Below are 14706 nucleotides of genomic sequence, written 5' to 3'. Positions count from 1 at the left end.
TTCGCCTCATCGCGCTGACGCGTCCTCTCGATGAGATTGGGAGGCGCAAGCTCCCTCCTCCGTCATTGCGAGCGCAGCGAAGCAATCCAGAGTCCCGCCCACCATCCTGGATTGCTTCGCTACGCTCGCAATGACGCGGAGAAAGAGCAGCGCAAGAGTCCGATATACCTATCAAACAGCATGGCGGCGAGCGTCCGTACTCTCGCGGCCTCGCCGGCCCGAGCTCTGCGACATTCATCCGCCCTCGAACGATGAGAGGGCGCAGGGAAGGCCGGGTGCCGAGCGCACCCGTGGTTGCGTGCAAGAAAGCACGCGGTAGTCACCACAGGTACGGGCCGAACATCCGGCCTTCCCTGCGCGATGGGCTGCGTCTTATACGTGCTCTCCCCAGGGACCGGCTGTCTTGCCCCTGTCGGCCGCGGGCCTCATCAGCGCTCGCGACCTTGACGCCAGCATCGGGGCGCCAGGACCACACGACTTCGTCGCCCGCCTGATGCCGTTCGTCCGTGCGCACCTGCACACGCAGCATCACAGCGGCCATCGCATCCCGCACCGACGTCCGTGACGACGCGTACGCCCCTCTCGCGGGCAGGACGGGCGCAGTATGCACAAATTCCGAAAATAAGAAACAGGAATATTTTTCGCGGAGGGGCTGGACAAGTCTTCGAGGACGACGCCCGTCGGGCAAATCACCCCGTTGGATGCTTCAAAATAGGCATGTTGTGTCCTCATTGGAGCGAGCTATTCTGGGCGCGCGGAGTTCGTGAATGACAAAACAGAGGACACAATCGCTCGACATTGATGCGCAGCGTCGTGTTCTTGCCGAATTGTTCGCTCTCGCTGAACGCCACTGGGAATTTGTCTCGATCCTGGAACAGGCGGGCTGGGACGTCGTGAAGCCGCGGCTCGATTTCGAGGCCTCATTCGCCGAGAGCGACGAGGAGCAATCCGAATTTAGGCGCTACGTCGTCGAACACGCGAAAATAAGCCTGGGGAATCCCAACATTCGCTTCCGCCTCCCCGAAGGCGAGCCGTGTTCGACCGCATACATGGACGATCTGCGTCGTCGTCACGAGGAGCAGTTCGGGAGTCACCGGGCTCCCGGCCGGCCGTTATGGATGAAGCAACTCGATCCCTGCCTCCGCCGGATGGAACGGCTTCGGTATGAGGATCGGGCTGTTTACGATCGCCGCTTCGCGTGCGTGGAGGCGGAAGAGAAGCAACGGCGCGTTCGCGAAACCGCTCGACATGCGTCCGGATTGGCAAAGCAGTTCGGCGGGGAACTCGATCAACCTGCACGGTTCTACCAAGCCGTGATGGAGCGTGAGTCGAAGCCGTTGGGCTTCAGCGCCGACGCCGAGAGATCGGCGAGAGACCGCCCCGTGTTGTCGAAGGAGTTGATCGACGGGTGGGACCTCTGCCTGTCACCGGAGCCGCTGGCCTGGTTTCCGGGACGACAGGATGGGAAGGCGGAAACCATTCTCAGCCTCCAGGCCCGACGTCATCGCAGGCCGGCGGCCCATGCCAAGTGGGATCAGTCGCTCATCATCGAGTTCACGAAGTTGATTCGTCACTTCGATCTGCTTTACCGAAGCTTCGCATCGCTCGATGAGCTCGAGGTGATTCTCATGGCTCGAATGCACCTCTTGTCTTTGGTGATCAAGGACATCGAGGCCGCTTTGCGGCGTGGCCTGAGCAAGGTGTTGTAAGAGCTCAGAGTCGGCTGTCACCGCGCGAGTCAGAGTGAATTTCTCATGCGGACAGGGCTTGCTGCGGAATTGATCTAAGAAGATCTCGCCCAGGCCGAATCGAAGGCGGACGATCCAGTACACCGGGACGCCTCGGTGAATCTCTTCCGCCGCGGATTACTGGATGCCCCGCTTTCGCGGAGCATGACAGCGCGGGAGACGGCGCCGCCTCAGTGCGGTCATGCCGTCTCTGGAAAGGAGCCGCCTAACTTGGCGAGCCGTCCGCTGGTCAGATCCACCCTGTAAATGGCGCCACGCTCCAGGCGCTCACCCATTCCGATCTCGGCCGCCTCCTCGATGTCAGGGCTTCCGCACAACGCGCAGATTGTCACGTCGCTGCTGAACGCCGGAAAGGTCTGCAGACATGAGCGGCATCTGTGAAAGAACGACAAGATGAACCCTCTCGGTTGGGCTGCCGGGCAACATCGACGGGATCACGACGTGTTCGTGTCATCAGCAAATCGCTCGACGAGGTCGGACCAGAACGGAATGCGCTTGATCTTTGCAGGCCAGGGCCTGCTGCTCCAGCCCAAAAACTCCCGCTCGAAATAGTCGTTCAGATTGGCGCCGTAGTAAATCGCGTCGACACCATAGATTGAAAAGACCGGATTGCCCGCCTCGCGTGGCTGCTCAGGCAGATAGCGATGAGCAATGAGCGGGATGAGTTTGGGTGCCCGGGACACGATGTCCCGGAGCGCCTCTTCCCGGGCGCGTGCAGTCGAGGGCAGCCTTCCCCACTCCGACCACCACAACTGCCCGGTTTCGACAGCGTGGCGAAGGCTCTCGAACGGCCACTCGAGCGCGCGCCTGATGGCGCGCTCGTCGGTCCAGTCATGGCCATTCACCGGCCGCCGCCGTATCAGGAGCGCGATCAGATCGGGGGGAAAGACCAGCCCGAATCGGCGTTGCGCCCTGTCGAGCTCAGATTGCGTATAGCCCTTGGTCCAATGAACCGTGTCCCTGCCGGACATTGCCATCGCTTCCGTTCGTTACGGTTCGATCCGCCTGCATCGGCGACCTAGCTTTGATAGATTATCAAAGCCCTCTCAGCGATCCGACGATCGACTTCAGGACGCCCCGTGAGTGACATTCTGTCCGTGACGACACCAGTGAGATAGCTCGCGATCGACGCAACATCGGCACCGTCTTGAAGCATGGCGAAGACCTGGAGAGCGTAACGATCATATTCGTCTTCGGGCGCACCCCGACCGGAGACGCCGATCGGGTCCCATTCGGACCGCAAAAGAGTTCTGATGAGATCCAGCTTGGACGACATTGTCTCGCGGTGGTCCGGGTGCGGATGTCTGTGATCGTTTACGGCGCCGCCGCCCCGTTCCCCGCCGTCTCGTTCCGGAACGCCGCGGCGAACAGCGCGCGCGTGTAGTCGGTCTGCGGCGCCTTGAACAGCTGCGCGGCCGGGCCCTCCTCGACCACCTTGCCGTGACGCATCACGATCAGGTGGCTCGCCAGCGCCGCGACCACGCGGAGATCGTGCGAGATGAACATGTAGGTCAGCTCGCGCTTGCGCTGCAGCTCGCGCAGCAGCTCGACCATCTGGGCCTGGAACAGCATGTCGAGCGCGGAGGTCGGCTCGTCGAGCACGACGAAGCTCGGCTCCAGCACGACGGCGCGGGCGACCGAGATGCGCTGGCGCTGACCTCCGGAGAACTCGTGCGGGTAGCGGAAGCGGGTCGCGGGATCGAGGCCGACGTCTTTCAGAGCCTTCACGACCTTGGCCTCGCGCCCGTCCTCGGACAAATCCGGCTGATGCACGGTCAGGCCTTCGGCGATGATGTCGCCGACCGACATGCGCGGGCTGAGCGCGCCGAACGGGTCCTGGAAGACGATCTGCATGTCCCGGCGGAACGGGCGGACGTCCTTGAACGACAGCCCCTGGATCTCCTTGCCGAGAAACACGATCGGGCCGTCGGAGGAGATCAGCCGCAACAGCGCCAGGCCCAAGGTCGTCTTGCCCGAGCCGGACTCGCCGACGACGCCGAGCGTCTCGCCCTTGCGCACGGCGACGCTGACGCCGTCGACCGCCTTGATGTGACCGACGGTGGAGCGGAACAGGCCGCGCTTGATCGGAAACCAGACCTTGAGGTCCTTCGCCTGCATCACCACCGGCTGATCGGGCCGCGGCGGCGCCGGGTCGGGCTTCGGCTCGGCGGCGAGCAGCGCCTTGGTGTAGGGATGCTGTGGCGCGGTGAAGACCTGCTCGACCGGTCCCTGCTCGACGATCTTGCCGCCATTCATGACGCAGACGCGATCGGCGATGCGGCGGACGATGCCGAGATCATGGGTGATGAACAGCAGGCTCATGCCGAGCCGCGCGCGGATGTCGGCGAGCAGCGCCAGGATCTGCGCCTGCACGGTGACGTCGAGTGCCGTGGTCGGCTCATCGGCGATCAGCAGGTCCGGCTCGTTGGCGAGCGCCATCGCGATCATCACGCGCTGGCGCTGGCCACCGGAGAGCTGATGCGGATAGCTGCCGAGCCGCGTCTCCGGCTCGGGGATGCCGACCTGCGTCAGCAGCTCCAGCACGCGCTTGCGCGCCGCACTGTTCGAGATCGGCTGATGCAGTTGCAGGATCTCGCTGATCTGCCGCTCGATCGTGTGCAGCGGATTGAGCGACGTCATCGGCTCCTGGAAGATGATCGAGATGTCGCTGCCACGGATCTCGCGCATGTCGCCTTCGGACAGCGGCAGCAGATCGCGGCCCTTGAAGCGGATGCTGCCCGAGGGATGCGAGGCCACCGGGTAGGGCAACAGCTTCAGCACCGAGAGCGCGCTGACCGACTTGCCCGAGCCGGACTCGCCGACCAGCGCGACGCATTCGCCGCGCTTGATGTCGAAGGAGACGTGGTCGACAGCGGTCGACGCGCGGCCGCCCTGGTGGAACGCCACCGAGAGATCGCTGACCGACAAAAGCGGCTGGGTCATCGCATCCATGTCATCGTGTCCATGTCATCGCATCCCTGGCGCTCACCTGAACGTCTTGCGCGGATCGAAGGCGTCGCGCACGGCCTCGCCGATGAAGATCAGGAGCGACAGCATGATCGCGACCGAGAAGAAGCCGGTGAGGCCGAGCCACGGCGCCTGCACGTTGGCCTTGGCCTGCGACAGCATCTCGCCCAGCGACGGCGATCCCGGCGGCAGGCCGAAGCCGAGGAAGTCGAGCGCGGTGAGCGTCATTACCGAGCTGGAGACGATGAACGGCAGGAACGTCATGGTCGCGACCATCGCGTTCGGCAGCAGATGCCGCCACATGATGACGACGTTGGAGACGCCGAGCGCACGGGCGGCCTGGATATATTCGAAATTGCGGCCGCGCAGGAATTCGGCGCGGACGAGGCCGACCAGTGACACCCACGAGAACAGCAGCATGATGCCGAGCAAAGTGAAGAAGCCGGGCACCAGCACCGCGGACAGGATCAAGAGCAGATAGAGATAGGGGATCGCGTTCCAGATCTCGATGAAGCGCTGGAACAAGAGATCGACCCAGCCGCCGAAATAGCCCTGCACGCCGCCGGCGGCGATACCGATGATCGACGAGAAGAACGTCAGCAACAGGCCGAACAGCACGGAGATGCGGAAGCCGTAGATCAGACGCGCGACGACGTCGCGCCCCTGATCATCGGTGCCGAGCCAATTGTATTCGAGATCCCGGCAGCTCTTCAGCCCCTTCTTCTCGACCACCGCCTTGCACTGCGATTCCTTCAGCATCCAGGTCGGCGGCGACGGCGCCGGCGTCGGCAGGTCGAGATTGTGGGTGGCGTAGGAGTAGCGGATCAGCGGCCAGATCACGGTGCCGCCCTTGTCGGCGATCAGCTTCTGCAAATACGGATCGCGATAGTCGGCGGCGGTCTCGAAGTCGCCACCGAACGCGGTCTCCGGATAGGAGACGAAGGCGGGAAAATACAGGTGGCCGTCGAACTTGATCAGGAACGGCCGGTCGTTGGCGATCAGCTCGGCGAACATCGAGACGATGAACAGAAACAGGAAAATCCACAGCGACCAGTAGCCGCGGCGGTTGGCCTTGAAATTCTGCCAGCGGCGCTGGTTGAGCGGCGACGGCTTGAAGCGGTGCCGCGTCGGCGGCACGGCCTCGCCGAGCGGCGCCTGGGTCGTGGTTTCGATCGGTGCGGTCTTCAGCATCGTCAGACCTCCCGCGCCTCGAAGTCGATCCGCGGATCGATCCACATGTAGGTCAGATCCGAGATCAGGTTGATGGCGAGGCCGAGCAGCGAGAAGATGAAGAGATTGCCGAACACGACCGGATAGTCGCGGTTGAGGATGCTCTCGAACGACAACAGGCCAAGGCCGTCGAGCGAGAAGATGGTCTCGATCAGCAGCGAGCCGGAGAAGAAGGCGTGGATGAAGGTGCCGGGGAAACCGGCGATCACGATCAGCATGGCATTGCGGAAGACGTGGCCGTACAGCACCTGGGTCTCGCTGCAGCCCTTGGCGCGCGCGGTCATGACATATTGCTTGCGGATCTCGTCGAGGAACGAGTTCTTGGTGAGCAAGGTCATGGTCGCGAAGGCGCCGAGCGCCATCGACACCAGCGGCAGAGTGAGATGCCAGAAATAGTCAATGATCTTCCAGTACCAGGGGAAGTTGGCCCATCCGTCCGAGGTCAGGCCGCGGAGCGGGAAGATGTTGAGGAACGAGCCGCCGGCGAACAGGATGATCAAGAGGATTGCGAACAGGAAGCCGGGAATGGCGTAGCCGATGATGATGACCGCTGATGTCCAGACGTCGAAGCGCGAGCCGTCTGCGACAGCCTTGCGGATGCCCAAGGGGATCGAGATCAGATAGGTCAGCAGGGTCATCCAGATGCCGAGCGACATCGAGACCGGCAGCTTCTCCTTGATCAGCTGCAGCACGGTGGTGTCGCGGAAGTAGCTCTTGCCGAAATCGAAGCGGGCGAAGTTCCAGACCATCAGCGCGAAGCGCTCCGGCGCCGGCTTGTCGAAGCCGAACTGCTTTTCGAGCTGCTTGATGAAGGCGGGATCGAGGCCCTGCGCGCCGCGATATTTGGAGTTGGTATCACCGGAGCCGACCTGGCCCGGCGGCCTTGCGCCGAAATCCGAGCCGCTGCCGCCTGAAATGCGCGAGGTGCCGCCGGTGTCGGCGCCGGTCAGTTGCGCAATGACGCGTTCGACCGGGCCGCCCGGCGCGAACTGCACCACGACGAAGGAGATGAAGAGGATCCCGAGCAGGGTCGGGAGCATCAGAAACATGCGGCGAGCGATATAGGCAGCCATGAACTACTTCGCCTGCTCCAGCTTTGCGGCCTTGGCGGCATCGTACCACCAGATGTCGGGGGCGCCGACGCCGGAGCCGTATTTCGGCGGCTTCGGCGGGTGGCTGAACTGATCCCAGTAGGCGATCGGATGGGTCTGCCGGTACCATTGCGGGATCCAATAGTGCCCGGCGCGGAACACGCGATCCAGCGCGCGGCAGGCAAAGGTCAGATCGCTGCGGGTCTCCGCGGCGATGACCTTGGCGACCAGCGCGTCAACAGCGGGATTGCTGATCCCGGCGAGATTGTAGGAGCCCTTGGTCTTGGCCGTATCCGAGGTGAAATAGGGGCGCAGACCGTCGCCGGGGGTCGGCGACATCGACAGCCGCTGCACCGTGATGTCGAAATCGAAATCCTCGACGCGGGCGCGGTACTGCACGGCGTCGACGATGCGCAGATCCGCGTCGATGCCGAGCGTCTGCAGGTTCTTGATCAGGGTGCCGTGGTGCGGCTTGAACGAGACCTCGTCGATCAGGAACTCGATCGAGAACACTTCGCCGGACGGCAGCATCCGCTTGCCGTCCTTCACCGGCAGGCCGGCCTGCTGCAAGAGTTGCGTGGCCTTGCGCAGCAGCGCGCGATCCTGGCCCGACCCATCCGAGGCCGGCGGCACGAACGGCTCGCCGAACACCTCGTCAGGAATCTGGCCGCGGAACGGCTCCAGCAACTTCAGCTCCTCCGGCGACGGCGGCCCGACCGCGACCATGTCGGAGTTCTGGAACGGCGACACCGTGCGCGCATAGGCGCCGTACATGATGGTCTTGTTGGTCCACTCGAAGTCGAAGGCGTAGGTCAGCGCCTGGCGGACGCGCGGATGGGAGAACTTGTTGCGGCGGGTGTTGATGAACCAGCCCTGCCCGCCCGACGGCGTCTCGTCCGGCAGCAGCTCGCGCTTGACGCGGCCGTCCTTGATGGCGGGGAAGTCGTAGCGCGTGGCCCAGATCCGCGAGGTGAACTCCTCGCGGAACAGATAGCTCTTCGCGGTGAAGCCCTCGAAGGCGACGTCGCGGTCGCGATAGAACTCGTAGCGCACGGTGTCGAAATTGTAGAAGCCGCGGCTGACCGGCAGGTCGGCCGCCCACCAGTCCTTGACCCGCTCGAACTCGACGTAGCGGTTCACCTCGTATCTGCCGACCTTGTACGGCCCGGAGCCGAGCGGCACCTCGAGCGTGGATTCGTCGAACGAGCGGCTGGCGTAATAGGTCTTCGAGAAGATCGGCAGGGTCATGACATAGAGCGGCACGTCGCGCGCGCGCTTCTCTGCGAAGCTCAAGACCACCGTGGCATCGTCGAGGGCCTCGGCCTTCACGAAGTCGCGCAGCTGCACGACGATCAGCGGATGGCCCTTCTCCTTCAGCGTATTCAGCGTCCAGGCGACGTCCTGCGCGGTGATCTTGCTGCCATCGTGGAAGCGCGCTTCGGGCCGCAGAGTGAAGCGGTAGGACGATTTGTCGGCCGAGATCGCGACCGACTTGGCGACCAGCCCGTACACCGCATCCGGCTCGTCGCCCGACGGCACCATCAACGACGCGAACGTCATGCTCATGCCCTGAGCGCCCTCGCCCTTGAGGATGTAGGCATTGAACGAGTTGAAGGTATAGTAGGACTGGTTGTAGGCGCGCACCGAGGGGATCAGCGAGAACATCCCGCCCTTCGGCGCGTCGACATTGACGTAGTCGAAGTGGCGGAAGTCGGCCGGATATTTCAGGTCGCCGAACGCCGAGGCGCCGTGCGACTCCGGGCCGTACTCCGCGGCGACAGCCGGCCTGACGAGCGGAGCCGTGAGCGCGCCGAGCCCGAGGCCGAGCACGCCACGGCGCGACAGATGCAACAGCGTGCTCAAGAGCGCTTCACCTTGGCAGCCTTGTCGGCGTCGTACCACCACAGCGTCGGCCAGCCCGTGCTGGCATATTTCGGGAACGGCTCGAAATGGCTGAAGCGGTCCCAGCGGGCGCTGCGCGCGAACGGATAGGTGAACTGCGGTACGACGTAGAAATTCCACAGCAGAACGCGGTCCAGCGCGTGCGTGGCCGCCTCGAGGCTCTTACGATCCTTGGCGAAGATGATCTTCTCGATCAGCGCATCGATCGCCGGGTTCTTGATGCCGACGGTGTTCTTCGAGCCCGGCTCATCGGCCGCCTTGGAGCCCCAGAAATCGCGCTGCTCATTGCCGGGCGATAGCGACTGGCCCCAGACATCGGTGATCATGTCGTAGTCGAAGGTGCGTACCCGCTGCTCATACTGGACGTTGTCGACCTGGCGCACCGTCACGGTGACGCCGAGCCGCTCCAGCGAGGGCTTGTAGAACAGCACGATACGCTCGGAGGATGGGTCCTGCACCAGCAGCTCGACCGCCACCTGCTTGCCGGCGGGATCGACCAGCTTGCGGTCCTTGATCTCGTAGCCGGCCTCCTTGAGGAGCTTTGTCGCCTCGCGCAGATTGGCGCGGACATTCTCAGGATTGCCGCCGACCGGATTCTGATACGGCGTGGTGAACACCTCCGGCGGCACCTTGTCGCGCAGCGCCTCGAGCAGTTCGAGCTCCTGCCCCTGCGGCAGGCCCGAGCAGGCCAGATCGGTGCCTTCGAAAAAGCTGTTGATCCGCTTGTACTGGCCGAAGAACAATTGCTTGTTCATCTCCTCGAAGTCGAACGCGTAGTTGAAGGCGCGGCGCAGCCGGGCGTCCTGGAATTGCGGACGGCGCAGGTTGAAGATGAAGCCCTGCATGCGGCCGGAATCGCGGACCGGGAATTCCTCCTTGACCGCGCGCTTCTCGGTGATCGCCGGGAATTCGTAGGCCGTGGCCCACTGCTTGGCCGAGTTCTCGGTGATCCAATCGGCCTGGTCGGCCTTGAAGGCCTCGAGCGCGACCTGGTTGTCGCGGAAATATTCGTATTGCAGCTCGTCGAAATTGTGCTGGCCGATCCGGACCGGCAGGTTGGCGCCCCAATAATCCTTGACGCGCTCGACCTTGATCGAACGGCCCGGCACGAAGTCCTTGATGCGGTAGGGGCTCGACCCGAGCGGCGGCTCCAGCGTGGTCGCAGTGACGTCGCGCTTGCGGCCCTGCGAATCCGTGCCCTCCCAATAATGCTTGGGCAGCACGACCAATTCGCCGACGATGTGCGGCAGTTCGCGATTGCCCGGGCCGTCGAAAGTGAACTTCACCTCGAGATCGCCGGTCTTCTCGGTCTTCACCACGTGACGATAGTAGGACGAGTAGAACGGGCTGTTCTTCTTCAGCACGTCCAGCGAGAAGATGACGTCCTCTGGCGTCACCGGCTTGCCGTCGTGCCAGCGTGCCTCCTTGCGCAGGCGATAGATCACCCAGGAGTAATCGTCCGGATACGAGGCCGCCTCCGCGAGCAGGCCGTATTCGGTCGAGATCTCGTCCTGCGACCGTGTCATCAGGGTCTCGTAGGGGAGCATCGCGGCCGCGGCGATGTTGCCCTTCACATACATCACGACGATGTTGAAATTGTCGAAGGTGCCGAGCGAGATCATCCGCGCGGTGCCGCCCTTGGGCGCATCCGGATTGACGTAGTCGAAGCGCTTGAAGTCGGCCGGGTACTTCACCTCGCCGAACAGCGACAGGCCGTGGCGCCAGACCATCTGCTCGCCCGCCTGCGCCTTCGCGGCGTCGAGCGGGGCGAGGCTGGCGGCGGCGCCGAGCGCCGGGGTCATCGCAGCGAAGGCGCTGCTCTGCAGGAGCTGTCGTCGGGTAATCGTCAAATGAGACTTCCTCTGAGTAAGACCGCCTGGAAACAGCCCGGCGGCGTCGCCCGCGGCTGCTCCCGATCCAACGTCTGATCGTAACCCAATCCGGACGGGACAGGTTGCGTCGGCCGAAGCGGGGCGCTCCGGACCGTCCGAACCCGTTCCATTCAGGGGACCAATATACGGCAAGGTTTCGACGGATAACCTTGCTTTTTCCTCATGATACCGGGTTGTGAACGACCGGCATGCGACCAAAGGTCCCAAATGCGGCGAAATTCGCTTCCCCCACAAGCAAAACGGCCGGGCAAGGCCCGGCCGTTTGCAATGCGAGATAAGTCGCGGGTTACTTGGCTGCGGTCGGCAGCGGCGCCGGGTTGTCCGACAGCGAGTTCAGATAGGCCAGCACGTCGGCGCGCTCGGAGTCCTTCTGGATGCCGGCAAAGCCCATCGCGGTGCCCGGGACGTAGCCCTTCGGGTTGGCGATGAACTGGTTCAGCGCATCGATGGTCCAGGTGCCGCCCTTGGCCTTGAGCGCAGCCGAGAAGTTGAAGTTGCGGCCTTCGCCGATGTGGTCGCCGACGATGCCGTAGAGGTTCGGACCGACGGCATTCTTGCCGCCCTTGTCGAAGGTGTGGCAGGCGGCGCACTTCTTGGCGGCGGCGGCGCCCTTCTCGACCGAGGCGGTCTGCAGCAGCTTCTCGATCGGCTCGGCGGCGGCGGGCGCGGCGCCCGGCTTTCCGGCGCTCTCGGCCTCCTTCACGACAATCTCGAAGCCCGGCTTCTCCGGCATCTTCGGCGCGAAGATCGCGCCCGCGGAGAAGCTCGTGACCAGCACGACGAGACAGGCGGCCAGCACGGCGCCGAGGATTTTGTTCAGTTCGAAGGAGTCCATTTTGGAATCAGGCTCCGAGGGCGGATTTCATTGCTTTGGGGCCGCGTGGCCGCGGCCGTGAATCGCCCCAGGATTTCGAGAAGGCATCGAGCAGAATCGAGCCGTCGCGCCTCCCCCTGCGGCAGAAGTGAGATATCGGTTTGCCCGTGCTCTGGCAACCCGTATAAGCGGGCGGTTTTTGCTGTCCCCACCCTCGTCCGGACGCGCTGTTGCGACCGGCTCCGAATGCGCTTTCCCGGATGTCCCGATCCAAGATTCTCGTCCTGATTCCCGCCCGCATGGCCGCGACCCGCCTGCCGGGCAAGCCGCTGCTCGACATCGCAGGCGTGCCGATGATCGTGCAGGTGCTGCGACGGGCGCAGGAGGCGGCGATCGGTCGCGTCGCGGTGGCGACCGACACGCCGGAAATTGCCGCGGCCGTGACGGCGGCAGGCGGCGAGGTCGTCATGACCAGGGCCGATCATCCCTCCGGGTCCGACCGCATCTATGAAGCGATGTGCAAGCTCGATCCGGCCGGTGAGGCGGAGATCGTGGTCAATCTGCAGGGCGACTTCCCGACTATCGATCCCCGGAGCATCAGCGACGTGCTGCCGCCGCTCGACGATCCCGCCGTCGACATCACGACGCTGGCGGCCGAGATCCACACCGAGGAGGAGAGCCTCAACCCGAACGTCGTCAAGGCGGTCGGCTCGCCCCTGTCGGGCCGGCGCATGCGCGCGCTATACTTCACCCGGGCCACGGCGCCGCATGGCGACGGACCGCGCTACCATCACATCGGCCTCTACGCCTACCGCCGCGCGGCGCTGGAGCGCTTCGTCAGCCTGCCGCCGTCGCCGCTGGAGCAGCAGGAGAAGCTGGAACAGCTGCGGGCGTTGGAGGCCGGCATGCGCATCGACGTCATGGTCGTCGATGCCGTCCCGCGCGGCGTCGACACCCCGGCCGACCTCGACACCGCCCGCCGGCTGCTGTCACAGACCTAAGCTGCTACAAGGCCCCACATGAGCAAGATCTTGAAAATCGCATTCCAGGGCGAGCCGGGAGCCAATTCCCACATCGCCATCTCCGAGGCCTATCCGACCGCCGAGGCCATGCCCTGCCCGACCTTCGAGGACGCGCTCAGCGCGATCTCGTCCGGGGAGGCCGATCTCGGCATGATCCCGATCGAGAACTCGGTGGCGGGGCGCGTCGCCGACATCCACCATCTGCTGCCGGGGTCGGGCCTGTACATCATCGGCGAGTGGTTCCTGCCGATCCGCCACCAGCTGATGGCGCTGAAGGGGACCAGGCTCGCCGACATCAAGACCGTCGAGAGCCACGTCCACGCGCTCGGCCAGTGCCGCCGCATCATCCGCCAGCTCGGCGTCCGGCCGATCGTCGCCGGCGACACCGCCGGCAGCGCGCGCGACGTGTCGCAGCGGGGCGACAAGAGCGTTGCTGCGATCGCCTCGCGGCTTGCCGCTGACATCTATGGCCTCGACATCCTCGCCGAGGACATCGAGGACGAGGCGCACAACACCACCCGCTTCGTCGTGCTGGCGCGCGAGCCGCAATGGGCCGAGCAGAACTCCGGCCCGCTGGTCACGAGCTTCGTGTTCCGCGTCCGCAACCTGCCGGCCGCGCTGTACAAGGCGCTCGGCGGCTTCGCGACCAACGGCGTCAACATGACCAAGCTCGAAAGCTACATGGTCGACGGCAATTTCTTCGCCACGCAATTCTACGCCGATGTCGACGGCCATCCGGAGGACAAGGGACTCGCTTTCGCGCTGGAGGAGCTGAAATTCTTCTCGCGCGAGTTGCGCATCGTCGGCGTCTATCCGGCCCATCCGTTCCGGGCGACCTTCAGCGAACGGCTGGAAAGCTAGGCCGTCATTCCAGGATGGTCCGAAGGACCCGACCGGAATCTCGAGTGGCAAAACTCAACTCGGGATTCCGGGTTCAAGGCCTGCGGCCTTGCCCCGGAATGACGCCGAGAGGATGCAGGGCTTACGCCGCCGCCTGCCGCTGCAGGCCGAAGGCGTCGGCGAGCAGGGTGTAGGAGCGCTTGCGGGCCTCGTGGTCGAAGATCGCGGTGATGACCATCAGTTCGTCGGCCTGGCTGGCCGCGATCATCGGGTCGAGCTTGGCGCGCACCGTCGCCGGCGAGCCGACGAACAGCCGCGAGCGGTTGCGGGCGATCGAGGCGCGGTCGGAGTCCGTATAAGGATAGGCCGCCGCTTCCTCCGGGCTCGGCAGCGGCAGGAACTGGCCGCGGTCGCGACGGAGACGGTTGAGGTCCATCGACGACGCCAGCCGCTCGGCCTCCGCATCGGTCTCCGCCGTCACGACCGCGACCGCCAGCACCGCGTGCGGCTGCGAGCGCCAGCGCGACGGCGTGAAATGCGCGCGATAGGTGCGCATCGCGTCGATCGCATCGTGGTTGGCGAAGTGATGCGCGAAGCCGAATCCCATGCCCATCTGCGCCGAGAGCTCGCTGGAATAGTCGCTGGAGCCGAGCAGCCAGATCGGCGGCAGCGGCGCATCGTCGGGCATGGCGATGACGTTGTTGTAGGGATGGCCGGCGGGAAACTCGCGCGTCTCCCACAAGGTCAGCTCGTGCAGCCGCTCGAGGAAATCGTCGCCTTCGCGGCGATCGAGCCGGCTCCTCAACGCATAGGCCGTGGTGCCGTCGGTGCCCGGCGCGCGGCCGAGGCCGAGATCGATCCGGCCGGGAAACAGCGCCTCCAGCATCTTGAAGCGTTCGGCGACCACCAGCGGCGCGTGGTTGGGCAGCATGACGCCGCCGGAGCCGACGCGGATGTGCTTGGTGACGGCAGCGATCTGCCCGATCATGATGTCGGGCGACGGGCTCGCCACCGAAACCAGGCTGTGATGCTCGGCGAGCCAATAGCGAACATAGCCGAGCTGGTCGACATGGCGCGCCAGGTCGATGCTGTTGCGCAACGCCACCGAGGCCGGCGTGGCCGTCGTCGTGACAGAGAGGTCGAGGACTGAAATCGGGATCATGGCTTCAACCTAGTGACTGTGCGGCGGCCCACAATGGC

General features: G+C 64.5%; 11 protein-coding genes. 3 read left to right on the top strand and 8 right to left on the bottom strand.

From position 1 onward, the window contains the following. Nucleotides 1-767: 767 nt before the first annotated feature. Complete coding sequence (locus ACQR0Z_RS03755; protein ID WP_434917728.1) at nucleotides 768-1709, top strand: hypothetical protein; 942 nt, start codon at nucleotides 768-770, stop codon at nucleotides 1707-1709. Between the two features lie 473 nt (nucleotides 1710-2182). Here ACQR0Z_RS03755 and ACQR0Z_RS03750 read toward each other — a convergent pair whose 3' ends face one another. From ACQR0Z_RS03750 to ACQR0Z_RS03720, 7 genes are all read right to left on the bottom strand, one after another. After that, a complete protein-coding gene (locus ACQR0Z_RS03750) occupies nucleotides 2183-2719 on the bottom strand; it encodes a hypothetical protein (protein ID WP_434917727.1) in 537 nt (178 codons plus the stop codon). A gap of 343 nt (nucleotides 2720-3062) precedes the next feature. Next, nucleotides 3063-4700, bottom strand: a complete 1638-nt coding sequence (locus ACQR0Z_RS03745; RefSeq protein ID WP_434856334.1) for an ABC transporter ATP-binding protein — start codon at nucleotides 4698-4700, stop codon at nucleotides 3063-3065. A gap of 33 nt (nucleotides 4701-4733) precedes the next feature. Then, nucleotides 4734-5906, bottom strand: coding sequence for an ABC transporter permease (locus tag ACQR0Z_RS03740; protein WP_434856335.1), 1173 nt, complete (start codon nucleotides 5904-5906; stop codon nucleotides 4734-4736). 2 nt (nucleotides 5907-5908) lie between these two features. Beyond that, nucleotides 5909-7018, bottom strand: coding sequence for a microcin C ABC transporter permease YejB (locus tag ACQR0Z_RS03735; RefSeq protein ID WP_434877893.1), 1110 nt, complete (start codon nucleotides 7016-7018; stop codon nucleotides 5909-5911). A gap of 3 nt (nucleotides 7019-7021) precedes the next feature. After that, the gene (locus tag ACQR0Z_RS03730) at nucleotides 7022-8890 is read right to left on the bottom strand and encodes an extracellular solute-binding protein (protein WP_434918016.1); all 1869 of its coding nucleotides are present in this window, start codon (nucleotides 8888-8890) and stop codon (nucleotides 7022-7024) included. Between the two features lie 5 nt (nucleotides 8891-8895). Then, nucleotides 8896-10740 carry an extracellular solute-binding protein gene (locus tag ACQR0Z_RS03725; RefSeq protein ID WP_434918015.1) on the bottom strand — a complete coding sequence of 615 codons (1845 nt, stop codon included), beginning with the start codon at nucleotides 10738-10740 and terminating at the stop codon, nucleotides 8896-8898. 376 nt (nucleotides 10741-11116) lie between these two features. After that, nucleotides 11117-11665, bottom strand: a complete 549-nt coding sequence (locus ACQR0Z_RS03720) for a c-type cytochrome (RefSeq protein WP_434917726.1) — start codon at nucleotides 11663-11665, stop codon at nucleotides 11117-11119. 239 nt (nucleotides 11666-11904) lie between these two features. Between ACQR0Z_RS03720 and ACQR0Z_RS03715 the strand changes: the two genes are divergently transcribed. Next, nucleotides 11905-12645 (top strand): 3-deoxy-manno-octulosonate cytidylyltransferase, encoded by a 741-nt coding sequence (locus tag ACQR0Z_RS03715; RefSeq protein WP_434917725.1) that lies wholly within the window; start codon nucleotides 11905-11907, stop codon nucleotides 12643-12645. A gap of 18 nt (nucleotides 12646-12663) precedes the next feature. Beyond that, nucleotides 12664-13527: a prephenate dehydratase gene (locus tag ACQR0Z_RS03710; protein WP_434877891.1), complete on the top strand. Its 864-nt coding sequence runs from the start codon at nucleotides 12664-12666 to the stop codon at nucleotides 13525-13527. 121 nt (nucleotides 13528-13648) lie between these two features. On the opposite strand, the gene ACQR0Z_RS03705 is transcribed toward ACQR0Z_RS03710, so the two are convergent. After that, nucleotides 13649-14668, bottom strand: coding sequence for an LLM class flavin-dependent oxidoreductase (locus tag ACQR0Z_RS03705; protein ID WP_434877890.1), 1020 nt, complete (start codon nucleotides 14666-14668; stop codon nucleotides 13649-13651). Between the last annotated feature and the right edge of the window lie 38 nt (nucleotides 14669-14706).

The organism is Bradyrhizobium sp. HKCCYLS3077, from assembly GCF_051167555.1.
Lineage (GTDB): Bacteria > Pseudomonadota > Alphaproteobacteria > Rhizobiales > Xanthobacteraceae > Bradyrhizobium.
Note: the sequence above shows the minus strand (reverse complement) of the source record. Positions and strands in the feature narration are given on the sequence as shown.

Coding starts and splice junctions, on each gene's coding strand:
- ACQR0Z_RS03755 (WP_434917728.1), top strand. CDS start 768: ATGACAAAACAGAGGACACAATCGCTCGACATTGATGCGCAGCGTCGT.
- ACQR0Z_RS03750 (WP_434917727.1), bottom strand. CDS start 2,719: ATGTCCGGCAGGGACACGGTTCATTGGACCAAGGGCTATACGCAATCT.
- ACQR0Z_RS03745 (WP_434856334.1), bottom strand. CDS start 4,700: ATGGATGCGATGACCCAGCCGCTTTTGTCGGTCAGCGATCTCTCGGTG.
- ACQR0Z_RS03740 (WP_434856335.1), bottom strand. CDS start 5,906: ATGCTGAAGACCGCACCGATCGAAACCACGACCCAGGCGCCGCTCGGC.
- ACQR0Z_RS03735 (WP_434877893.1), bottom strand. CDS start 7,018: ATGGCTGCCTATATCGCTCGCCGCATGTTTCTGATGCTCCCGACCCTG.
- ACQR0Z_RS03725 (WP_434918015.1), bottom strand. CDS start 10,740: ATGACCCCGGCGCTCGGCGCCGCCGCCAGCCTCGCCCCGCTCGACGCC.
- ACQR0Z_RS03720 (WP_434917726.1), bottom strand. CDS start 11,665: ATGGACTCCTTCGAACTGAACAAAATCCTCGGCGCCGTGCTGGCCGCC.
- ACQR0Z_RS03715 (WP_434917725.1), top strand. CDS start 11,905: ATGTCCCGATCCAAGATTCTCGTCCTGATTCCCGCCCGCATGGCCGCG.
- ACQR0Z_RS03710 (WP_434877891.1), top strand. CDS start 12,664: ATGAGCAAGATCTTGAAAATCGCATTCCAGGGCGAGCCGGGAGCCAAT.
- ACQR0Z_RS03705 (WP_434877890.1), bottom strand. CDS start 14,668: ATGATCCCGATTTCAGTCCTCGACCTCTCTGTCACGACGACGGCCACG.